The following is a 21,691-nucleotide window of genomic DNA, read 5'->3' on the forward strand; positions in this document are numbered from 1 at the left end:
TATGCCAGATATTTTCGGGGTCATCGCCGACGCTACGCGCCGCGACATCTTGCAGGCGCTGCTCGAGCGGCATCTGCAAGATGAAGAGATGAGTGTGTCTGAAATAGTGGGTCAGCTCGAGATTAGCCAACCCACCGTTTCGAAGCACTTGAAGGTGCTGCGTGAGGCAGAACTTGTGACCGTGCGCGAAGACGGACAGCACCGTTATTACTCGCTCGACCCCGAGCCGCTTGAGATGGTCGAGGATTTTGTGATCCCGTTTCTCTCCGCGGGGTTCGACACAGAGGTGACCGTCGAGTATCTCTCTGAAGACGGCGAGCGAGTTTCGGGGCCTGAATCTGAGGATTCTTTTGAAGACACCGGAGAAGTTCTTTCCGAAGAAGCCGCCGCCGCCGCCGAGCGGATCGGTCGCGCCGCCGCAAAGGCCGAGCATCGCGTGAAGGAGCTTGTCGCGCGCTTCCGCCTGCGCGATTAGTAGCTTTTCTGTGTTTGAGTTCGCGCTGAGCCTTGCTGACGAGTAATATGGGTGTCTTGTGGGCCACGTTCGGGCCCTAGAGACGTTGTGAGGTATCCGTGGGTTCAGTAATCAAGAAGCGCCGTAAGCGTATGTCGAAGAAGAAGCACCGTAAATTGCTTCGTAAGACGCGTCATCAGCGTCGCAACAAGAAGTAGTCAACGCGCCTTTGGGTGCGATTGATGTAAGGCATCGAACGATTGGGTTCGATGCCTTTCTTCGTTTACGAGTGGTTGCAGGGCCCTGAATGTTTCGCTGCTCGACGCCCTCGACCATAGGTTCACTGCCGACCAGTCGGGTGTCGCTGTAATAGGCTTGAGGATCATGGCCGCAGTCAGCATTACCCTCATCGGCAAGCCGGGTTGTCACCTTTGTGACGAAGCGCGCGAGGTTGTTGAGGGGGTTCGCGCGCAGTTGAGTGCGCAAGGGACCGTCACCGAGCTCGAAGAGTTCAATATTCTTGAAGACGAGCAGCTCGCGCGGCTCTACTCTGAGGAGATTCCGGTCGTTCGCATAAACGGCAAGCAGCACGCCATCTGGCGTGTGGATGCCGAAAAGCTTGAGCGTGCGATCCTGCGCGTGGCCCAATAGTGATTGCTAGGAGAATAAAATGACCGTACGGCACATTGTGACCTGGAAGCTCAGCGGCGAGTCAATTGCGGATCGCGATGCCCAAGCCGCCGAAATTATTGCTGTGCTCGAGCCGCTCAATGGGCGCATTGACGGCCTCCAGTCACTGAAGCTTTACCGCAACACCCTCAACCACGAGGCTAACTGGGACCTGACGCTTGAGAGCGTGCACGATGATGCCGAGGCGCTCGCGGTTTATGCAGCGCACCCCGAACACCTCGCCGCGGTCGAGATCGTTAAGCAGCGCACGGTCGGCCGTGCGTGTGTTGACTTCGTAGAGTAGCGCTAGCCCTTCTTTGTGAAGCCGCTCGCCTCAACCGTTGCGACTGTCTCTGCGAAGCTGACCTTTGAGCCTTTGGTGGACTCGTCAAATTCTGCGCCGGTCAGCTCGGCGATCTTCTTGAGATCGGCTTTTTTGTAGTCGACGGTCAAAATTTCGGTCGCGTCGGTGGCCGTGTAGTCGACCTTGTGGGTGAGCCCTTTGATGCCCTCGTAAGCTTCCATGACGGATGAGAATGTTTCTTTCGCTTCAGCTTCGTCTTTGAGCCCAGCTTTTTTGTAGTTGATGACGCTCTTGATCGACTGCATCGTGACGTCATCGCCCTCTGCGGTGATGGTCATTGTTGAGTCGATGCCGCCCTCTGACTTGGTGTAGGTCGCCTTTGTGCCGGATGATCCGCCGCTGCACGCCGTGAGTGGCAGAACGAATGCCGTGAGAAGCGCGACGAACGCTGCGAACTGCGCTGCTGGGCGGCGCTGGGTCATCTGAAACAAACGTTTCTCCTTCTCACCGAGTGGTAAAGCTTGCCCCAGTCTATGTGGAGAACTTGAGAACGCTCGGTGCCGGAGGGCATGGCATCCTCCGGCACCGAGCTCCACCCGGCAACCTACCCGCCAACCCCACTCAAGATTCCAACAGGCTTATACGCCCGATACCCGCGTTGAATCTCGATCTGATCGGCGAGGTGCTTCGCGTCGTGCCAGACACCCCAGATAAACGTCGATCCGCGGCGCGACTGCCAGGGTAACCCAAGAAGTAGACCCCGGGAACGGTAGACACCCCGCGCTGGTGCACCGGTCGCCCGCGATCATCAAACGTATCGACTTGTAGCCAGCTGTAGTCCACGTTGAATCCTGTAGCCCACACGATCGAGGTGATGCCGGCGGCGGCAAGATCCAACGACAGCAGGGGTCGGTCGCAGAAGTGGGGTACGCGCCGAGCAGGTGGGCCTCCGGTTCCTCAGGCAGATCGAGACCCTCGCGAGCAATATAGGCGTCGGCCTCTGCGAGCAGCGACAGATAGTTCTCGTCGCCCAGCCGAATGTTCTCCTTGAGATCGCTGCCGAATGCCATGACCCCGTTGGCAAAACTGTTCGCGCGCCCAACGAGCGTGATTCCGCTGTCGGCCAGATCGCGAAAATCAACTGTGTGACCCCCATTTGCGCCGCTGACCGCAATGGTCACGTGCTCGGCCCCCTCGGGTGGAGCGGCGGCATCCCACTTGCCAAGTACCCCCAGCCACCACACAAAGTTGCGGCCGCGGTAGCGCTGCGGTGGACGATCGTGAGGGCCAACGGCGAGCGTGACCTCGCGCCCCGCTTGACGAAGCTCTGCGGCAATCTGCACGCCGGACGATCCTGCACCAACCACGAGCACGCCACCCTCGGGCAACTGCTGCGGATTACGGTAACCGCTCGAGTGTAGCTGCGTGAGGCCGGTATCGGCGGGCACAATCGGTGGGATCGCGGGGAGCTGGAACGCGCCGGTCGCGGCGACAACGTAGCGGGCGTGGATCGAGCCAGCCGTGGTCTCGACTCGATACCCGGGCTCACCCTCGTGTTTGCGCACCGAGGTCACTTCCACTCCGCAGCGAATCGGCGCGCCAATCTGCTCTGCGTAGCGCTCGAAGTACTCCGCCACCTGCTCCTTTGGGGCAAACGCGTCGGGAGACCCATCAAACTCGAGGGAAGGGAAACGGTCGTGCCAGGCGGGTCCGTTGGCGACGAGCGAGTCCCAGCGCTCAGTGCGCCATCTCTCGGCAATACGGTCGCGCTCCAGCACAATGTGTGCGATGCCGCGCGCACCGAGGTGCTCACTCATGGCCACTCCAGCTTGGCCCCTCCGACAACGACGACCTCGGTGACTTCTGCCTCTTGGCTCGACATATCTCTTCTCCCTTGAATCGATGAATACTGGGTCGGTGAATGATTCCCAGCAAACAACAGTGGAGGGGTGCACCGCCAATATGCGTTCGTGACGCATTACATCAATTCAGCAGATGGAAGAACCAATTTCGATCTGTTTTAGAGTTTCTTTGAGGGCATAAGCACCTCCCGAACCGCCAACTCCGCCGCCCTCGCTCGCGCAGACCGGCGCACCTGCGTGAGGGAAGAAACTTCAACGCGTAGGCTCGGCACCGGATCGCTGATCTCGATGGTCACTGTGCGTGATCCGGCATAGGTCTCACTGATCTGCGGACGTTGGTTCAGGATCGAGTATCCCAGCCCCGTCGCAACCATGGAGCGCACGGTCTCGTAACTCGAGCTGCGATATCGCAGGTTCGGTTCGATCCCCGCCTCGCGCAATAATCCGAGAAAGTAGTCGCTGCTGCTGGGCAGATCAAGCAGCACAAACGGATCAGCGGCGAGTTTGGCGAGCGGAACCTGCTTGCGCCCGGCAAGTGGGTGCTTGGCGTGAACGATCACGTGCGGGCGAAACTCGCCAACGACGGTGTTGTCGATGCCCGCCTCGGATGAGAGGTCGTAGGTGATCGCGAGCTCGGCCCGGCCACCGCGCAGGGCAGCGAGGCACTCCTCATGATCCCCCTCGACCACCAGCACCTCAAGATCGGGGTGCTGAGTGCGCAGTCCGCCGAGCATTCGCGGTAGTAAAAACGGTGCCAGCGTTTTGAAGCAGGCGATGGTGATGCGCCCGTGCACCTCACTCTGATCGGTGCGGATGCTGTCGATGGTGTCGTTGAGCACCCCAAAGAGTCGTTGCGAGTCGTGCAGCAGGGTTGATCCGGCGGGGGTGAGAATCAGGCCCTTCGAGTGTTGGCGAATGAAGAGTGCAGCCCCGAGGGACTTTTCGAGCTGGGTGATCGCCGTCGAAACGGCTGACTGAGCGACGTGCAGTTCCATGCTCGCCGCGGTCATGTTGAGCGTTTTGGCGCACTCCGTGAAGTACGTGAGTTGCGTGAGCGTGATGGGGAATCGCTGAACCATTGGTGTCCTCCAGGGCAGACGGCGGTGTCTTGAACGGTGCCCCAGAGCCTAGCAAGAATCTGATTTCAAGATAAGCTCGGTAACTTTTGCCTATTTTACAGATCGGCTGGTGGTCCCAACAATGGACGTATTACGCGGCTCATGCCGACACCGCTCAACGAGGAGGAACCCGTGTCTGAACCGACCCACACCCGCCTGCGAACGTTCAACACCAAGGACACATATCCCGAGCAGAACCTTGACAACGATCTCTGCCAGGCGGTTGTCGCTAACGGGGTTGTGTACCTGCGCGGCCAGATCGGGCAAGATCTCGACACCCGTGAGTCGGTCGGCATCGGAGACGTGGTCGCCCAGACCGAGCGAGCGATGCAGAACATTCAGATGCTGCTTGAAGAAGCCGGCAGTCGGCTCGAAGACGTTGTGAAGGTGACGATCTACATTATTGATCCGCGCTACCGCGAAGACGTGTACCGAACGATGGGCAAGTATCTGCGCGGAGTGTTTCCTGTCTCAACCGGCATCGTGGTGCAGGCACTCGCACGCCCCGAGTGGCTCGTTGAGATCGACGCGACTGCTGTGCTGAGTTCGCCGGCCCCGGGCGAGGTAGCACTGTGACACTCTCACTCATCTTGCGCGACCCAGATACCGGAGAGTTTGGCTCGGTCATCGCCTCATCGTCGCCCGCCGTCGCCGCGCGCTGCCTGAATCTGGCCGACGGCGTCGGCGGGGCCAACTCGCAGAACGTGACGGATCCTCGGCTCGGTCCGTTGCTTCTCGAGACCCTGCGCGGTGGTGCCACAGCGCAACAGGCGCTCGCTGCTGTGGTGGGTGCCGCCGACCCCGCAACCATCGGCTACCGACAACTACTGGTGCTCGATAGTGCTGGTCGCGCCGCGGCGCACGCGGGGGATCACGCGCTTGGAGTTTTTGGTGCGGTCACGCGCGAGAACGCTGTTGCTGGCGGCAACATGCTGGCAAACCTCGATGTACTCGACGCGCTGGCCGATGCGGCGCTCGCTGGGACAGGGCGCATCGAAGAGCGTCTGCTCAGGGGGCTGCGGGCCGCCGTCGACGCGGGCGGCGAGGCCGGCCCAGTTCACTCCGCGGGGCTCGCCGTGGTTGCGAATGCTGGGTGGCGCGTCACTGATCTGCGAGTGGACTGGGCCGACTCGGATCCGGTCGCCGCCCTCGCTGAGCTGCTCGACGTGTGGTTGCCTCAGCGCGACGCTTACATAGATCGCGGTGTGAACCCGTGGCCGCGCCCTCGTACGGGGTGCCCGGCGATGAGTAAAAAAGATGTGAAGGGTCGCGCAGGGGCTCGCATCGCAGAGGTCTCTGGCGAGCTCATATCGCTGTCGAATCAACTGCACGCTGATCCTGAACCGGGTTGGCAAGAACACAGGTCGTCGGCCGCCGTTGCTGCGGTGCTTGCCACACACGGCTTCGAGATCGAACAACCGTACCTGGGTGTCGAGACGGCGTTTCGGGCGGTGTGGGCGCCCGCTGGCGCTGTTGGGTTTACTGTTGGTTTTTTAGCCGAGTACGACGCGCTGCCCGGGCTCGGCCACGCGTGCGGCCACAACCTCATCTCGGCGATGTCGGTGGGGGCCGCGCTCGCGGTTGCTGCTGTCGCCGATTCGCTGGGCGTCGCTGTTGAAGTGATCGGGACCCCTGCCGAAGAGGGTGGTGGTGGCAAGGTCGTGTTGCTGAATCGCGGGGCGTTCCAAAACTTGGATCTCGCGCTGATGGCACACCCCGCCCCCGTAGACGTGGCAGAGGCGCGGCCGTTTGCGGTGACTCACTGGCACGTGCAGTACGACGGTCAGGCGGCCCATGCCGCAGCCTACCCCGAGCGCGGCGTCAACGCGAATGATGCCTTTCTGGTGGCGCAGCTCGCGATTGCACTTCTGCGGCAGCAACTGCCCGCGGGGTGCGTGTACACGGCGTACAGACGCGCGGCGGTGAAGCGCCGAACGCGATCCCGGAGCGAACCGAGGGGCGCTGGTACGTGCGTGCCGAAACGACCGCACAGCTTCTGGAGCTTGAGCAGCGTGTGTTGAAGTGCTTCGAGGCGGGTGCGCTCGCGACCGGGGCAACCCTGACGGTGACTCCCGAGAGCGAGCGCTACGCCGAAATGCGCACTGACGAGGTCGCGCTCGACCACTATCGCGGCAACGCGGTGCTGCTCGGCCGCAATTTCGACGTCGATCCGGTCGCCGCCACCATGAATCGCGCCTCGACCGACATGGGCAACGTGTCGCAGGTGGTGAACGCGATCCACCCCTATATCGGTGTGGGCGGCGAGGCAAGCAACCACCAGCCCGGGTTTGCAGCCGCCTGTGTTGGCTCGACCGCCGAGCGCACACTGCTGGACGGTGCGACGGCGCTCGCCTGGACCGCCATTGACGTGGCTCTGGAACGCACACGCCTTCAATAGGCCACCCCAAATGTAAGGAGCACGTCAATGTCGACAGCAACCCCAAACCGCGAGATCGCCGATCTCATAGACCAGAAGAGCCTGCGCAAAAACGTAGTTGCGGGATCGATTGGTGTGCTCGTGCACTGGTTCGACTGGGCCGTGTACGCCTACCTCGCGGGCACGCTCGCCGCGGTCTTTTTTCCCGAGGAGAACCACACCGCGGGTCTGCTTGCCGCATTCGCGGTGTTTGCGGTGTCGTTCCTTGTGAGACCCATCGGCGCGATCATTTTTGGTCGGCTCGGGGATCGGCTGGGGCGTAAACAAACCCTCTCGCTCGTCATTCTGGCGATGGCGTTGGCGACCCTGGTGCTCGGCCTGCTGCCCAGTTACGACTCGATTGGTATCTGGGCGCCGATCATGCTCATCGCCACCCGCGTCGTGCAAGGCCTCGCAGCCGGCGGCGAGTTCGGCAGCGCCGCCGCGTTTCTGGGCGAGTTCTCGCCCGCAAAGCGCCGCGGGTTTGGTGTGAGCTGGCTTGAGTTCGGCAGCCTCCTTGGGTTTCTGCTCGCCTCGTTTGTCGTGTTCCTGCTGAACCAGGCGTTTACCGCAGACGAGATTACGGCGTGGGCATGGCGGATCCCGTTCCTGATTACCGTGCCACTCGGGTTTGTTGGCCTCTACATTCGCCGCAAGATCGAAGACACGCCAGAGTTCAAGCAGTTGCAAGAGCTTGAGACGGTATCGCACGCCCCGGTCAAGGAGGTGTTTCAGCGCAACTTCAAGCAGTTCATTCAGACCTGCGGCATGGAGATATTCATGAACGTCACGTTTTACGTGGTGCTTGTGTACCTATTCACCTATCAAGAGGTCTACATTGGCATCGACGCAGGTCGTGCGGCGCTGCTTTCGACGATGGCGTCGGCCTTTGGCCTGATCGTGGTGCCGCTCGCGGGCATCGCCTCGGACCGTTTCGGTCGCAAGCCCGTGCTGATGACCGCGGCTATTGCACAGGTCTTGCTTTCGATCCCGATGTTCGCCCTGATGTCGTCGGGTGAGGAGTGGGCCGCGTTTGTGTCCACGCTCGGTCTCGCTCTGATTCTCGCGATTGTGCTCGGCACCCACGCCGTGACGGTGGTCGAACTCTTTCCGACGCGCACTCGGCAGACCGGACTCTCGATCGCCTACGCCGTTACCGCGGCACTCTTTGCTGGCACCGCACCCTATGTGCTCACCTGGCTGATCGAAGCGACCGGCAACCACCTGGTGCCAGGGTTCTTCCTAGCCGTGGTGGGTGTCGTTGGTGTGGTGACGGTCATCAGTATTCCTGAAACTCGAGGCATCTCGCTGATCAAGGAACAGGATCTCGAAACCGCCACGGTAACGATTCCTACTGCGCTGCTTGATCCCGCGTCTGAAAACTCCCGCTAGCTCAACAATACGAAAGAGAAATCATGTCTAAAACTCTCGCCGATTGGCAGGCCGCCGCGGCCGCACTGCAATTCGACGGTCGTCCATTCATCGGGGAGCGCGTGTCGCCGCTCGCTCGGGCAACACCATCGAGAAGGTGAATCCGGCCACCGGTGCCGTCATCTCGCACGTGCACGACTGCGATTCAAACGATGTTGACGCTGCGGTCGCGGCGGCGCGTGCCGCCTACGAGTCGGGCGAGTGGTCGCGCGCTGGTGCTTCGTTTCGTCGAGAGCGGCTGCTGGAACTTGCCCGGTTGATCGAGGCGCGATCCGACGAGTTTGCGCTTTACGACACCCTCGATATGGGCAAACCCGTGCGAGAGTCCTCCACGATTGACGCCCCCGGATCCGCCGCCCTCTACCGTTTCTATGGAGAAGCGATTGAGAAGCAGGAGGATCTCATCCCGGTCACGCCACCCGGTTCGACCGCCCTCGTGACCCGTGAACCGCTCGGTGTGATTGGCGTGATTGTCGCGTGGAACTATCCACTTGAGATCGCGACATGGAAGCTGGCACCCGCGCTTGCCGCGGGTAACGCGGTTGTGGTGAAGCCGCCGGTCGAGGCCTCGCACTCGACGCTGCTGCTCGCGGAGCTGGCGATCGAAGCGGGCATTCCGGCCGGGATTCTGAACGTGGTGACGGGGCGAGGATCGGTTGTCGGCAAAGCGCTCGCCCTGCACGACGACGTTGACATGCTGGCATTTACCGGATCTACCGAGGTTGCGAAGCAGCTGCAACAGTACGCGGGTCAGTCGAACATGAAGCGCCTCGCGCTTGAAGCAGGCGGCAAGAGTTCCAACCTCATCTTTGCGGACTGCGAGGATCTGCGGCTCGCAGCCGAGAAAGCAGCGTTTGGTAGCTTCTACAACCAGGGGGAGGTATGCTCGGCGAACTCGCGCATTTTTGTTGAGCGGCCCGTGTACGAGGAGTTTTTAGAACTGTACGCAGCGGCAGCGCGGGTGTATAAGCCAGGAGACCCGCTTGATCCTGACTCGGGCATCGGATCACTCGTGTCTGAGGCGCACGCCGAGACAGTGTGGGCAACTATCGAGAATGCCCGCCGGGACGGCCGCATCGTGGCGGGCGGTGCACGCCCAGAGATTGGCGGATCCCGGGCCTTTATCGAGCCGACGATCGTGACGAACGTGCCCGCCGACCACGAGGTGCACACCCGTGAGATCTTTGGGCCGGTCGCCGTGGTAACCCCGTTCGACACTGAAGAGGAGGCGGTCGCGCGCGCGAACGAGACCCCCTACGGGCTGGCGGCCTCACTCTGGACCGGATCGCTCGCTCGCGCCCACCGGGTGTCCGCGAGACTCGTGGCGGGGACGGTCTCGGTGAACACCGTTGACGCACTCGGCTTCACCACTCCGTTTGGTGGCTTCAAGCAATCGGGCTTCGGTCGTGACCTCTCGGTGCACGCGCTCGAAAACTACACCGACTACAAAACGACGTGGATGCAGTGGGGGTGATCCTGCTCCACCCAAATCGAGTGTGGCCATATTGCCGGTTCAGCCTAACTCAACCGGCAATGTGGCTACACCCGATTGGCTTGGTGAAAATGCTCAATCTATGGAGCAGATGCAGGCCAGAAGAATTAACTATTTTACTGATTGATTACGCGCTGACACGATGGGATCCACCGACGGGGATTCCCGAGTCAGAGCCGACTGAGAGGACACACAGCCATGACACTGCAACAGGAACTTGAGGTTGAGTTTGCGGATGCAGCGCAGGATGCCAGCGCCCCGAGCGGCCTCGCTGAGATTGCCAAACGGCACCTCGTGATGAACTTCACCCCCGCGAGCAAGTACCGCGAAGACGATCTCCCGATTTTCGTGCGCGGCGAGCACTGCTCGGTGTTCGATGAGACCGGGCGCCGCTTCTTCGATGGCCTCGCTGGGCTCTTCTGCGTGCAGCTCGGCTACACGCACGGTGCCGAGGTCGGAGACGCGGTGCGGGATCAGCTGGCCGCTCTGCCGTACCAGACCACATGGAGCGTGGCGCACCCTCCCGCGGCCCTCCTCGCGCAGAAGATCGCCCAGCTCGCCCCCGGCGACCTGAACCGCGTGTTCTTTGCCTCGGGTGGTGGCGAGTCGAACGAGGCCGCGATCAAGCTCGCACGGCAGTACCACATCACCCGGGGCGATCACGCCCGCTACAAGTTCGTTGCCAGACGGGTCGCCTACCACGGCACCAGCTTCGGGGCCATGTCGCTCAACGGCATGACCGACGTGCGGAAGATGTTCGAGCCGCTCATGAACGGTGTGCGCCACACGCACAATACCAAGCGCTACCGTCGCCCAGACGGCGAAACTCCGCAGCAGACCACCGAGTTTCTGCTCGGCGAACTCGAGTCCTTGATCGTGCAGGAGGGCGCCGACACCATCGCCGCGATCATCATGGAGCCGCTGCAGAACGCGGGTGGCAGCCTGACCCCTCCCACTCCCGAGTACTTCACCGGCGTGCGGGCCCTCTGCGACAAGTACGGAATCCTGATGATCGCCGATGAGGTCATCACCGGGTACGGGCGCCTCGGATCCTGGTTCGGATCAACCCACTACGGCTTCCAGCCCGACATGATCACCTTCGCGAAGGGCATCGCCTCGGCGTACATGCCACTCGGTGGTGTGATCGCGAGTGATCGGGTCGTTGAAACGGTGCTCGACGGGCCACTCGGCATGTTCAACCACGCCCTCACCTACGGTGGTCACCCGGTGGCGTGCGCTGCGGCGCTCAAGAACCTGGAGATTATGGAGCGCGAGGGTGTGGTCGAGAACGTGGCAGCACTCAGCCCCTACCTTGGCGACAAACTGAGTGCCGTGGCGTTAACACACGCGAAAATTGTGGGGGATCTTCGCGGCGACGGCTTCCACCGCTCGTTCGAACTCGTCACGAATCACGAGGCGAAGCGTTGGGTGCACGAGACCGTCACTGCTTACGACTTTGTGGGCCAGCACCTGAACCCGGCGCTCGCCGAGGTTGGTCTGCTCTGCCGGGTGGCCATCGACGCCGAGGGCAACCCGCTCGTGCAGGTTTCGCCGCCGCTCGTGATGACGCGCGAAGACATTGACGAACTGGCGGAGCTACTCGATCGCGCCTTCGCGGCGGCGACCCAGACGGCGGGGCTCTAACCACCTCGATTCTGCGGCTCGCCGATGGCCGTGGCCCCGCGCGAGCCGCGTTTGATGTTGCTCGGGATCAACGCGCAGTCGAACACTGCGTGACCTTTCGGGTTGGCAAGGTCGCTGATCCCACTAGCAGATGGAGAAAGTCATGAATCACGAACCACCGGTTGTGACCAAGTCGTTTGTGCGGTTCGAGCAACAGCACATCTTGCCGATCCCAGAGACGGAGCGAACCGGGACCAACTGGTCGCTCTTCGCCATCTGGTTCGGGCTAAACCTTATGCCGTTGACTGTGGTGACGGGGGCCGTGGCCAGTGGCTCATACGGGCTCCCCATTGGGTGGAGCATCGCGGCGATCCTTGTCGGCAACGTCATCGGCTCGTTTGGGTCCGCGCTTCACGCCTCGCAGGGTCCACACCTCGGGATCCCTCAGATGCTGCAGGCGCGTGCGCAATTCGGATACCTTGGCGCGAGCTTGTTTGCGGTTATCGCGTTTGTGATGTTTATGGGCTTCTTCGCGAGTATCTTGCTCGTCGCCAAAGACTCGCTGCTTGCGGTGTTCCCTGACCTCAACGCCTCGGTCGCGATCGTCGTCTTTGCGGCGATTGGAACGATACTCTGCGTGTTCGGCTACGACATGCTGCGCAAGATGATGGTGTACATCTCGATCCTTATTGCCCTCGCCGTGCTCGTCAGCATGGTGATGCTCTGGACCCGCCCTGAGGTGACCTCGCAGCGCGCCGACGCGGAGTTCACCTTCGAGGGGTTCTTTGCCATGCTCGCGATCGGCATCGTGTGGCAACTCGCGTATGCCCCCTACGTCTCTGACTACTCCCGCTATCTGCCCAAAGACACCGGCCCAAAGGCTGCCTTCTGGACCACCTATCTGGGACTCGTGGTCAGCTCGGTCTTCGTCATGACACTCGGGGTGTTGCTGGGAGCGGCGAATCCCGAAAACCCACTCGCGGCATTGGGGAGCACCTCGGCTCGATCGGTCTCCTGGTCTTGATTGTGTTTGCCGTGACCTCGGCGCTCATCAATGGCGTAGAGCTCTACTCCGCGGTGATGAACGCGCTGACCGCCATGCAGTCCGGTATGCGCGGCCTGGTGATCACCAGCCGTACACGGGTGTGGACGACCCTGGTGTGTGGAGCGGTTGCTACGCTCATTGCGCTGCTTGGTCAGGGTGACTTTATGACCATGTTCGAGAGTTTCCTCACGCTGCTGCTGTACGTGCTGATCCCGTGGTCGGCAATTAACCTGGCCGATTACTTCATTGTGCGCAAGGGTGACTACGACATTGATGCGCTGTTTGCCCGCAACGGCAAGTATGGGCGCTGGAACGCTGTTGGGCTCGGCAGTTACGGGATCGGCCTGGCGGCCCAGGTGCCGTTCATGGTGACCCCGTTGTTCACGGGGCCGTTCGCCGCGCCGCTGCAGAACATCGACATTGCGTGGCTGGTTGGGTTTGTGGTGACGGCGGTGGTGTACCTGATGCTGGTGCGGTCTGCGCGTAAGCCTGTGGTCGAAGACAGCCAGCGGCGCGAGGGAGAGGCGACTGCGGAGGGTGCCGTCGGATCCGCAGGTCTTCCGCGGCGGTAGATGTTCTCTGAGCGGGTCAATTGGGCACAGTTTCGGTACCAAAGTGCTGTGCCTAATTGACCCGATGAGGTGTGACCGGCTCTCGTTAAGCGGTATCGCGAACGATGAGTTCTGGCTGCAACTGCTCACTTTCGGTTGTGATACCGCCGAGCTGGTCAATGAGCAGGGCGAACCCGCGAGAACCGATCTCGTGCATGGGGGAGCGCACAGTCGTGAGGTTGACCCCAGCGGCGAGGGCGGTGTCGTTGTAGCCGGCGAGTGCGATGTCGTCGGGCACGCGGATCCCGCGGTTGTGCAGCACCCCAAGGGCTCCGATAGCGGCGAAGTCGTTGACCGCGAAGATCGCGTCGGTTGCTGGGTTTTCAGACAGGATTTGTTCGGCAGCCTCGCGGCCGGCTGGGGCGTCAAACCCTCCCGGTGCCAGGGTGACCTGATCCTCGGTGATGCCGAGTTCGGCCAGTGCATCAAGAAATCCGCTGGTGCGTTCGGAAGACGTTGAGGTGCCCGGCTTGCCCGCGATGACCCCGAAGACTCGCCGTCCCCGAGCCACCAGATGCTCCGCAATAAGTTGTCCGCCGCGGTAGTCGTCGCAGGTGACCGAGGTGTGCCCCGCGATCCGCCTACTGACGAGTGTGTGCGGCACGCGACGGTCACGCAACTCATCGAGGTAGCCGCGGTTGGCCTCGGCCGCGTCGCCAAAAATGAGTCCGTCGACCCGGTGATCGAGCAGCCGTTCTGCTTTGTCCCGTTGCCGCTGCGGAACATCGAGCGAGTTCGACACCATCGTGAGGTAATCCTGTGATAGCGCGGCCTCGTCGATTCCCTCGTAAATGGTGGCGAGCACGTAGTCTTGCAAACGCGGCACGATGACCCCGATGAGGTTACTGCGGTTGGTGCGCAGCGAAGCGGCGTAGGGGTTGCGTCGATAGCCTCGTGTTTCGGCGAGGGCAAAAATGCGCTGTGTTGTGTCGGGGGATGCCCACTTGCCGTCTCGGCCGAGCGGATCGCTGAGCACGCGGGAAACCGTCGAAATGTTCAGTCCGAGCTCGGAGGCCAGTTCTTTCAACGTTACGGGTCGTGCGGCCTGCATGCTGAACGGGTTCTCCTTCGAGCGCGCTGCGAAGGTGCAGTGTGCACTTCGGATGGATAGCGTCCCCTCAGTTTAGTGACGTTCTCTCACAGGATGCTTGGGGTGCGGTGTTGCGCTTGTGTCGCCGTTCTAGCGTGACTTGCCAGAGTGCAGTTTCAATGTTTATGATGTAGGCAATCGTTTGCGGCAATCGTTTGCCCTCAACAAAACGCCATTCCAGGCGGCCTCCACAGTTTGAACCCAAGGAAGTGTTACGTGCCCCAGATACGAATTCTCGGCACAGGTGGGACCATCGCGTCTACCCGCAGTGAAGTGGGGGGAGCGGTAGCCGCCGAGTCGGCTGAATCACTCGCGCAGCTGGTGCGTTCCGAGCAACACCTCAGTACCCGAGAGGTGCTCACCACCGGCAGTTATCTCATGGGCCTCGCCGAACTGCGCACCGTGTGTGAAGCGCTGATTGCCGAGACCGCTGATCCGGCAAACTGCGGCCTGGTGGTGACACACGGTACCGACACGATGGAGGAGACGGCGTTTTTGGCATCGCTCGTTGTGCCGCGAGGGATCCCGGTCGTGTTTACCGGGGCACAGTTTACCGCCGACAGCTTGTCACCAGACGGACCCTTGAATCTGCAGGATGCCATTGCTTTCGCGGGAGAACCGGCCCTCGGCAATAGCGGAACGCTCATCGCTTTTGGGGGCCGCGCACGAACCGCGCGCGGGGCTCGCAAGACTCACACAACGGCGAGAGATCCGTTCGCCGGCGGCACCGTCGTGGCACGCAGGCGTGGCAGCGAGGTGATCCAGATTGCCGCACCGACCAGCACCCACGAACCACTTCCGCTCCATGCTGCGTTTGATCACACGCGAGTTGACATCGTCTTCGCATACCCCGGAGCCGAAGTATCGCTGCTGCGCACCGCGGGTGAGAACGCCCGACGCTGGGCAGAGGCCAATAGCGGCGGTGAACCTGATCATGCACCAGCCGCTTTGGTACTCGCGGGGACGGGTGTTGGCAACGCGGGCCCCGGGTTCGCCGAAGAAGTGGCACGGCTGACAGCGCAGGGCACAAGCGTTCTACTTGCGACTCGGGTGCCCTGGGGGCCAGTCGTGCCTATTTATGGCAACGGCGGCGGAACCGATCTGGTTGCGGCGGGCGCGATCCCGACCGGGGACCTCAACCCGTTCCAGGCTCGGATCCTCGCAGCACTGCTGCTCAGCGGTCCGCACCGAGATCGTTTTGCCGAAGCCTTTACCCGCTACGCAGCGTGATGTTGCACGTAGCATTCCTCAGACCAGCAGCAGTGAGCAACACCCACACAAACACAAAGGAGTAGTTATGGCCAAGAAAATTATGGTGAGCATCGGAATCGACGTCGACGCGGTCGGCGGTTGGTTGGGGTCGTACGGCGGGCAGGATTCGCCCGGCGACATCTCCCGCGGTCTGTTCGCGGGTGAGGTGGGTGTGCCTCGCTTGCTCAAACTCGCGCAGGATCGGCAGATCCCGGTCACGTGGTTCTGGCCCGGGCATTCGATTGAGACGTTCCCTGAGCAGTTTGACGCGACAGTTGCCGCCGGGCACGAAGTCGGTGTGCACGGCTACAGTCACGAGAATCCGATCGCGATGACCCGCGAGCAAGAGACCGAGGTGCTCGACCACTGCATCGAGCTCTTCGAGACCCGCACCGGCAAGCGCCCGGTCGGCTACGTCGCGCCGTGGTGGGAGTTCTCGAAGGTGACGAACGAGATCTTGCTCGAGCGCGGCTTTCTCTACGACCACTCGCTGATGCACGACGACCACACCCCGTACTACGTGCGCGTGGGCGACTCGTGGACAAAGATCAACTATGAGGCCGCCAGCGCAAAAGAGTGGATGCACCCGCTCGTGCGAGGTGAAGAGACCGACCTCATCGAGATTCCTGCGAGCTGGTACCTCGATGACCTGCCGCCGATGATGTTCATCAAGGGCAGCCCGAACAGCCACGGCTTTGTGAGCCCGCGCGACGTTGAGCAACTCTGGAAAGACCAGTTTGATTGGGTCTACCGCGAGATGGACTACGCCGTCTTCCCGCTCACGATCCACCCCGACGTGAGCGGCCGCCCCCAGAACCTTCTCATGCTTGAGCGCCTCCTTGACCACATTTCGAGTCACGATGGCGTCGAGTTCATGTTCATGGAAGACGTAGCCCGCGACTTTTCTGCCCGCTTTCCGCGAGCGATCTAACCCTCACTACTCCGTTCAGTTAGGAACCACTGCACATGTCCGTCAACACGCGCCCAACGACGGGTGCCACTCAGGGTGTTGAGCCCTGGAACGTGCCCATTACCAAGGCCACCGTCACCAAGGTGTCCGTAGTCTGCTTCATCGCCTGGGTGGCCTCGGTGTACGACTACACGCTGTTTGGCACCCTGCTTCCGGTGATCGCCGAGGAGTTTGGCTGGTCAACCGCCGAAATGGCCGCCATCAACACCTACGCTACGATCGGCGTCTTTGTTGTGTCACTTGCTGTCGGCACGATTCTGGATCGGCTCGGCCGCAAGCGCGCGCTGATTCTGCTGATGATCGGTGGCGCCGTTGCCTCGGGCTTCACCGGCCTCGCCGCTGGCGCGGCCTCGCTCGTCATTATCCGCGCGTTCTCCGGCTTCTCTATGTCGGAGGAGGTCGTGAACGCTGTCTACCTGAACGAGATCTACCGCAACGTGAAGAGCCGCGGGCTCATGTATGCGCTTGTGCAAGGTGGATGGCCGGTTGGTGCGCTGATTTCTGCCGGCCTGAGCGCGCTGCTGCTGCCGGTGATCGGCTGGCGCTGGAGCTTTGTGGTCGCCGGTGTGCTCTCGCTTGTGGTGGTGCTCATGGCTTCGCGGCTGCCGGAATCACCGACGTTTGCCGCGATCCAAGAGGTGCGGCGACGCCAGGCCGCCGGTGACGTCGTGGGTGCCAAGGCCCTCGCGAAAGAGCACGACCTCGAGGCGGGCAGCGAGCACAAGACCGGACTCATCGACGTGTTCACACCCGCGTTGCGCCGTCACACGACCATGCTCGCGCTCGCCTGGTTCGCCAACTGGGTCGGCATCCAGATCTTCTCGGTGCTCGGTACTACCGTGTTGGTCGAGGCGAAGGGTGTCTCCTTCGATAACGCCCTGCTGATCCTGGTGCTTGCGAACGCGGTTGGCTTCGCTGGTTACATCTTCCACGGTTGGATCGGTGACAAGATCGGGCGCAAAAACACCGTTGTGATCGGCTGGTTCGCGGGTGGCGTGATCAGCCTTATCATGCTGCTCGGGCCGGGCGAGGCGTGGTTCACGATCCCGATGTATGCCCTCACCCTGTTCTTCTTGACCGGGCCGTACGCCGCTCTGCTGTACTACATGGGCGAGTCGTTCCCGGCTCACGTGCGCGGCATGGGCACGAACGTGGCGCACGTGATGGCGCCGATCGGTGGTATCACGGGGTCGGCGCTGCTCGCGATACTGCTCGGCGCTGGCGTTTCGATGGGCACCGCGGCGATACTGACCGGATCCCTGTTCATGATTCTGTCGGCGCTGTTTATGCTCGGCACTCGTAATCCCTCCACCGCGAAGCCCGCGGAGGTGTCAGCATGATCGCGCGCGACGACGAACTGGCGGGCAAGGTCGCCATTATTTCGGGCGGTGCCAGCGGGATCGGCCAGGCGCTTGCCGTAGCGTACGCTCGGGCCGGCGCCCACTCTGTGATCGGAGTGTTTCCGGGTGATCCGCACTCCGCAACCGAAACCGTCGCGCTGGTCGAGGCCGCGGGCGGGCGCTGTGTCGCCGTGCCGATGGACGTGCGTCAGTTTGACGGTGAACACGGCACCGAGGCGCTCGCGCAGGCCGCTATCGACACGTTCGGGCGGCTCGACATCGCGATTGCGGCCGCGGGAATCCTGCGTCGCAATCCCATCGAAACCATGACCGACGATGCCTGGGACGACATGATGGCGGTTGACCTTTCCGGCGTGATGCGTGTGTTCCGCTCTGCGGCCTCACGCATGCCCTCAGGCGGGGCGATGGTGGCGACGTCCTCCATTGCTGGAGGTGTGTACGGCTGGGAAGAGCACGCACACTACGCCGCAGCGAAGTCGGGGCTGCTCGGGTTGTGCCGCTCGCTCGCGGTTGAGCTTGCACCGCGCGGCATTCGTGTCAACACCGTGATCCCGGGCCTGATCGAGAGCCCGCAGTCGCTCGACAGCGTGAACTCGCTCGGCAAGGACGGGCTCGAAGCTGCGGGGTCGATCATTCCATGGGGTCGTGTGGGCAACGTTGACGAGTGCGCGCGGGCGATCCGTTTTCTCTCCTCTGCCGACGCCGGGTACATCACCGGGCAGCAGTTGATCGTGGACGGCGGACTCACCGTTCGCTGGCCGAGTTAGGGAGGACCGCGAGATGAATCAGACTGGACAACTGGCGGGCCGCGTTGCGGTGGTCACTGGTGCGGCGAGTGGCATCGGTGCGGCAATCGCCGCGCTGTATGCCCGTGAAGGAGCTGCGCTCGCATTGCTCGATCGGGATCCGGCGCGGGTTGAAACGGTCGCTGCTGGGTGCCGGGCCGCGGGCGTCGCCGTCACGACGCACGCCGCTGACGTGACCGACGAGGAGGCGATGGTTGCCGCTGTTGACGCTGCGGCCGCCACGCACGGTGGGATCGACATCCTGGTGTCGAGTGCGGGGATCCTCGACGAGACCCCGTTTCTGGAAATGGACCTCGCGACGTGGAACACGACCGTCGCGGTCGACCTGACCGGCGTGTTTCTTGCCGCGCGTGCGGTGGCACCGCACCTCGTTGCGCGCGGTGGCGGCCGGATCATCAACGTCGCCTCTCAACTCGGCATCAAAGGCGGCGTGAACCTTGCCCACTACACCGCCGCGAAAGCGGGCGTGATCGGTCTGGGTAAGGCCCTCGCGCTTGAGCTCGCTCCACACCGCATCCTGGTGAACACGATCGCCCCTGGTCCGATTGAGACGCCGCTGATCGGTGGTCTCTCAGAAGACTGGAAACACGCAAAACGGGCCGAGTTGCCGGTTGGTCGTTTTGGCACGCCCGAGGAGGTCGCTCCCACCGCGCTGCTGCTTGCGGCCTCGCCCTCGGGCGACCTCTACACGGGGCAAACGCTGGGCCCCAACAGCGGCGACGTGATGCCCTAACGGGAGTCGGAGAACTACGATGTGCGGTGCATGCCCGGGCGGTGCGGTGAGCACGAAGCTCACGCAGCTAGTTGGGGTGCTCGGGATCGGCTCCGCGTTCACAGCGCTGGTGGACGCGGAGGCGGGACCGCACACAAACGTCACCCGCTTTGGGGAGGCGTGGAACGTGCGGTCAAGCACCGGTCAGGCCTCGGTCGTGCACAGCGTTGAGGCGCTGTTGGAGGCCGTTGCGCTGCCTGCAACCCCGTGCGAACCGGCTGATCGCGAAGCGGCACGTAACTGTTTGGAGCTTTTGCTGGCTGGACCGCTCGCTGAGCCTGCGGTGCACCCTAGCGCTGCGGAACTGCTGACGGCGCTGCGTGTGGAGCGCTCTGAGAGCCCTGTCTCGCTGCCGTAACCGACACCCCGGCAATTGCGAGCGCGCTGCGGGCCACCCGGTCGGTCTCGCGCAGCATCGGGGGATCGGTGCCCGGCATCGGGCTAATGATGGTGTCGTGCAGGGTGTCATCGACCGGGATCCCCGCCACGTGGAGGGTAGGATCGAGCGTGCCGTCGGCACGAACGAGTCGTCCCGTATCACCATCAACATCAAAGGCCCTGGTTACGGCGGTCTCGCTGCCGTCTCGCTTCGCGACATTGAACGGCCGAGCTCGTTCGGCGTCAAGGAGGCTCTGCGACAGCGGATCCCGCGTCTCTGTGAGGTCGTGGAAGTGCATCCACGCGTCGATCAGCGCGGGAGCCGTGACCCGCGATCCCGCCACAGCCGGTGATGCCGCTGCGAAACCCTGATCCTCGATAGACACCGCAGCCCCGGCCCAATGAACCTCACGAGTCCCTGATCGGCAAGTGCGAGCAACTGTCGGTTGCGGAAGGCTGGCGGGCCCGATCCCACCATGCCGCCAACCGCCTGCAGCAGCGCGAATCCCGAGCGGCGCGATTCGGCGTCGAAACTGCCCAGCGTACCGATCTTGTTTGCTACCGCCCGCGCGGTGCTCACTGACCAGAGTCCTGCCTTCAGTGCGCTGTCTCGGCCCAGCTCCGCCTCGCGCAGGTCGCGTGCGACGCGATCCCGCACCCAGGCATCGAAGTCCGCTGGCTGCGCGAAGACACCGTCGACCGGTTCGATTTCAGCGGCGAGGTCGAAGCGGTCGGCAGGATCCGGCACGAACCTCGCCAGTGACTCACCGATGCGCGCGGGCGCGGCGGTGAGGTGGACGGGCACCTCATTGGCCAGCAGCAAATTGAGTGCTTCGAGAATTGCCGTGTGGATCGTGTCGGGATTCGCGGTCAGCGCCAAAGGCCGCATTCGATGCAGCGTTGCATAGTAGTCGAGATACGCGTCGGCCACGATCCGAGGCCACAGCTGTTGATCGAAGTTGATGGGGCGCGGAGCGGCCTCCCAGTCAACCCGCGCAAGAAACGCTGCGCGGGTTTCGGGGGGAGTGAATGGTAGAGCGATTTCGCCCGGAACGGTACTCCGCGCCGCGACGTCACGTGCAGGATCGGCTCGCGCCCAGACGGCGTGTAGCATAGGCCGCCGGGGGCTGCCGGATCCGGCGCGAACACGCCGCCGCGGCCCACCGTGAGCAGCGCCATTGTGTCGAAAAACCCCATGCCGAGGCCCCGCACAATCGCGTCGGATCCGGGGGCGATGCCGCTGAGATCCTGGTCGACCGGGCTCTCTGGGCGCACCCAGGTGAGCTCGGGTCGCTCTGCGACCGCGGTGGCCAATACTTGCTCTGCCGAAGTCTCGTTGCGAGGCAGCCACCCGGCGGCGATGATCACGGAGTCTGCAGTGACGTTGGTGCCGTCGGCGAGCAGGATGGTTTCGCGCGAGTCGGGGCGATCGGCGCGATTGGCCGCAACCGCGCGACTGCGATGCCGGATCACACGCACACCCTCCGGCAGTTGGGCGACAGCACGGTGATAGCACCAGCTCAGGTACTCGCCGTAGAGCGCACGACTGGGGTGGGACTCGGGCAGGATCCCCGCGAGCTCTTCGCGATACTCGGCGGCAAGGCCGTCGCGCACCGGGTACGAATGGAACGCCTCCGTGTGTGCCGGCGGAATCGTTGGCGACGGCGTCGAGGCTGGGACGTTGCTAGCGTGGCCCTGATCCTGAACCGCACCCGTATCGCGCACCAGCACGCACCACTCGTACTGCGTCGGCCCGGGGAGTACGGGCCCCGCGACCGAGCTTGACTCCTCGGTGAACAGGGTGACCGCGCCGGCAAGTGTGTTCATGCACAGCTCGCGTGTCTGATCGGTGCGCCAGATGCGGCCGGCTCCCGACTGGGCCTCGTCAATCACATGCAGGTCGAGTGCGGTCGGGCCTGTGAGCGAGGCGCCGATCCGCTCGATGAGTGACGTGCCGCGTGGCCCCGCCCCAATGATGGCGATTGAGGCGCGGGAAGGTTTCGAGGTCATGTGACCGTTATACGCGGCGCACCGGGGC

Annotated in this window: 25 protein-coding genes; 18 read left to right on the forward strand and 7 right to left on the reverse strand. The window is 62.8% G+C overall.

Annotated features, from left to right (window positions below; all coding sequences use genetic code 11):
- Position 1: 1 nt before the first annotated feature.
- From G7066_RS02160 to G7066_RS02175, 4 genes are all read left to right on the forward strand, one after another.
- Positions 2-475 (forward strand): ArsR/SmtB family transcription factor, encoded by a 474-nt coding sequence (locus G7066_RS02160; RefSeq protein WP_166328691.1) that lies wholly within the window; start codon positions 2-4, stop codon positions 473-475.
- Positions 476-573: 98 nt separating this feature from the next.
- Positions 574-672 (forward strand): 30S ribosomal protein bS22, encoded by a 99-nt coding sequence (locus tag G7066_RS02165; protein ID WP_005504750.1) that lies wholly within the window; start codon positions 574-576, stop codon positions 670-672.
- A 166-nt stretch (positions 673-838) separates the two neighbouring features.
- A complete protein-coding gene (locus G7066_RS02170; RefSeq protein ID WP_166328693.1) occupies positions 839-1,105 on the forward strand; it encodes a glutaredoxin family protein in 267 nt (88 codons plus the stop codon).
- 19 nt (positions 1,106-1,124) lie between these two features.
- Positions 1,125-1,427, forward strand: a complete 303-nt coding sequence (locus G7066_RS02175) for a Dabb family protein (protein WP_166328695.1) — start codon at positions 1,125-1,127, stop codon at positions 1,425-1,427.
- A 2-nt stretch (positions 1,428-1,429) separates the two neighbouring features.
- Here the strand turns inward: G7066_RS02175 and G7066_RS02180 are convergent, their stop codons facing one another.
- The 3 genes from G7066_RS02180 to G7066_RS02190 form a co-directional block, all read right to left on the reverse strand.
- Positions 1,430-1,909: a DUF1307 domain-containing protein gene (locus G7066_RS02180; RefSeq protein WP_244303434.1), complete on the reverse strand. Its 480-nt coding sequence runs from the start codon at positions 1,907-1,909 to the stop codon at positions 1,430-1,432.
- 156 nt (positions 1,910-2,065) lie between these two features.
- A complete protein-coding gene (locus tag G7066_RS02185) occupies positions 2,066-3,244 on the reverse strand; it encodes a flavin-containing monooxygenase (RefSeq protein ID WP_244303193.1) in 1,179 nt (392 codons plus the stop codon).
- Positions 3,245-3,447: 203 nt separating this feature from the next.
- The gene (locus tag G7066_RS02190) at positions 3,448-4,368 is read right to left on the reverse strand and encodes a LysR substrate-binding domain-containing protein (protein ID WP_166328698.1); all 921 of its coding nucleotides are present in this window, start codon (positions 4,366-4,368) and stop codon (positions 3,448-3,450) included.
- A 171-nt stretch (positions 4,369-4,539) separates the two neighbouring features.
- Between G7066_RS02190 and G7066_RS02195 the strand changes: the two genes are divergently transcribed.
- From G7066_RS02195 to G7066_RS16780, 8 genes are all read left to right on the forward strand, one after another.
- Positions 4,540-4,983: a RidA family protein gene (locus G7066_RS02195; RefSeq protein ID WP_244303195.1), complete on the forward strand. Its 444-nt coding sequence runs from the start codon at positions 4,540-4,542 to the stop codon at positions 4,981-4,983.
- Positions 4,980-6,428, forward strand: a complete 1,449-nt coding sequence (locus G7066_RS17260; protein ID WP_341873837.1) for a M20/M25/M40 family metallo-hydrolase — start codon at positions 4,980-4,982, stop codon at positions 6,426-6,428. The genes G7066_RS02195 and G7066_RS17260 overlap by 4 nt, the downstream gene beginning before the upstream one ends.
- On the forward strand, positions 6,377-6,805 hold the full coding sequence (locus tag G7066_RS17265) for a zinc-binding metallopeptidase family protein (protein ID WP_341873838.1): 429 nt from the start codon (positions 6,377-6,379) through the stop codon (positions 6,803-6,805). Before G7066_RS17260 ends, G7066_RS17265 begins: the two co-directional genes overlap by 52 nt.
- 27 nt (positions 6,806-6,832) lie before the next feature.
- Positions 6,833-8,215, forward strand: coding sequence for an MFS transporter (locus G7066_RS02210; RefSeq protein ID WP_166328702.1), 1,383 nt, complete (start codon positions 6,833-6,835; stop codon positions 8,213-8,215).
- Between the two features lie 136 nt (positions 8,216-8,351).
- On the forward strand, positions 8,352-9,728 hold the full coding sequence (locus G7066_RS02215) for an aldehyde dehydrogenase family protein (RefSeq protein ID WP_341873839.1): 1,377 nt from the start codon (positions 8,352-8,354) through the stop codon (positions 9,726-9,728).
- 216 nt (positions 9,729-9,944) lie between these two features.
- Positions 9,945-11,390, forward strand: a complete 1,446-nt coding sequence (locus tag G7066_RS02220) for an aspartate aminotransferase family protein (RefSeq protein ID WP_166328704.1) — start codon at positions 9,945-9,947, stop codon at positions 11,388-11,390.
- 142 nt (positions 11,391-11,532) lie between these two features.
- Positions 11,533-12,393, forward strand: a complete 861-nt coding sequence (locus tag G7066_RS16775; protein ID WP_280116189.1) for a purine-cytosine permease family protein — start codon at positions 11,533-11,535, stop codon at positions 12,391-12,393.
- A gap of 2 nt (positions 12,394-12,395) precedes the next feature.
- On the forward strand, positions 12,396-12,986 hold the full coding sequence (locus G7066_RS16780; RefSeq protein ID WP_280116190.1) for a cytosine permease: 591 nt from the start codon (positions 12,396-12,398) through the stop codon (positions 12,984-12,986).
- Positions 12,987-13,071: 85 nt separating this feature from the next.
- Here the strand turns inward: G7066_RS16780 and G7066_RS02230 are convergent, their stop codons facing one another.
- Positions 13,072-14,076 carry a LacI family DNA-binding transcriptional regulator gene (locus tag G7066_RS02230; RefSeq protein ID WP_166328706.1) on the reverse strand — a complete coding sequence of 335 codons (1,005 nt, stop codon included), beginning with the start codon at positions 14,074-14,076 and terminating at the stop codon, positions 13,072-13,074.
- Positions 14,077-14,331: 255 nt separating this feature from the next.
- Between G7066_RS02230 and G7066_RS02235 the strand changes: the two genes are divergently transcribed.
- The 6 genes from G7066_RS02235 (at position 14,332) to G7066_RS02260 (ending at position 19,633) form a co-directional block, all read left to right on the forward strand.
- On the forward strand, positions 14,332-15,345 hold the full coding sequence (locus G7066_RS02235) for an asparaginase (protein WP_166328708.1): 1,014 nt from the start codon (positions 14,332-14,334) through the stop codon (positions 15,343-15,345).
- Positions 15,346-15,412: 67 nt separating this feature from the next.
- A complete protein-coding gene (locus tag G7066_RS02240) occupies positions 15,413-16,297 on the forward strand; it encodes a polysaccharide deacetylase family protein (RefSeq protein WP_166328710.1) in 885 nt (294 codons plus the stop codon).
- Positions 16,298-16,332: 35 nt separating this feature from the next.
- Positions 16,333-17,676, forward strand: coding sequence for an MFS transporter (locus G7066_RS02245; protein WP_166328712.1), 1,344 nt, complete (start codon positions 16,333-16,335; stop codon positions 17,674-17,676).
- Positions 17,673-18,464 carry an SDR family NAD(P)-dependent oxidoreductase gene (locus tag G7066_RS02250; RefSeq protein ID WP_166328714.1) on the forward strand — a complete coding sequence of 264 codons (792 nt, stop codon included), beginning with the start codon at positions 17,673-17,675 and terminating at the stop codon, positions 18,462-18,464. Before G7066_RS02245 ends, G7066_RS02250 begins: the two co-directional genes overlap by 4 nt.
- 13 nt (positions 18,465-18,477) lie before the next feature.
- Entirely contained in the window at positions 18,478-19,236 is a 759-nt protein-coding gene (locus G7066_RS02255) for an SDR family NAD(P)-dependent oxidoreductase (protein ID WP_166328716.1), read from the forward strand.
- Between the two features lie 46 nt (positions 19,237-19,282).
- On the forward strand, positions 19,283-19,633 hold the full coding sequence (locus tag G7066_RS02260; RefSeq protein WP_166328718.1) for a hypothetical protein: 351 nt from the start codon (positions 19,283-19,285) through the stop codon (positions 19,631-19,633).
- Here the strand turns inward: G7066_RS02260 and G7066_RS15525 are convergent.
- The 3 genes from G7066_RS15525 to G7066_RS15535 are packed head-to-tail and all read right to left on the reverse strand — an operon-like array spanning position 19,566 to position 21,663.
- Positions 19,566-19,997: a hypothetical protein gene (locus tag G7066_RS15525; RefSeq protein WP_244303197.1), complete on the reverse strand. Its 432-nt coding sequence runs from the start codon at positions 19,995-19,997 to the stop codon at positions 19,566-19,568. The genes G7066_RS02260 and G7066_RS15525 overlap by 68 nt on opposite strands.
- Positions 19,964-20,584, reverse strand: coding sequence for a hypothetical protein (locus G7066_RS15530; protein WP_244303199.1), 621 nt, complete (start codon positions 20,582-20,584; stop codon positions 19,964-19,966). The genes G7066_RS15525 and G7066_RS15530 overlap by 34 nt, the downstream gene beginning before the upstream one ends.
- Complete coding sequence (locus G7066_RS15535) at positions 20,524-21,663, reverse strand: FAD/NAD(P)-binding protein (protein WP_244303201.1); 1,140 nt, start codon at positions 21,661-21,663, stop codon at positions 20,524-20,526. The genes G7066_RS15530 and G7066_RS15535 overlap by 61 nt, the downstream gene beginning before the upstream one ends.
- Positions 21,664-21,691: the final 28 nt, after the last annotated feature.

The organism is Leucobacter coleopterorum, from assembly GCF_011382985.1.
Taxonomy (GTDB): domain Bacteria; phylum Actinomycetota; class Actinomycetes; order Actinomycetales; family Microbacteriaceae; genus Leucobacter; species Leucobacter coleopterorum.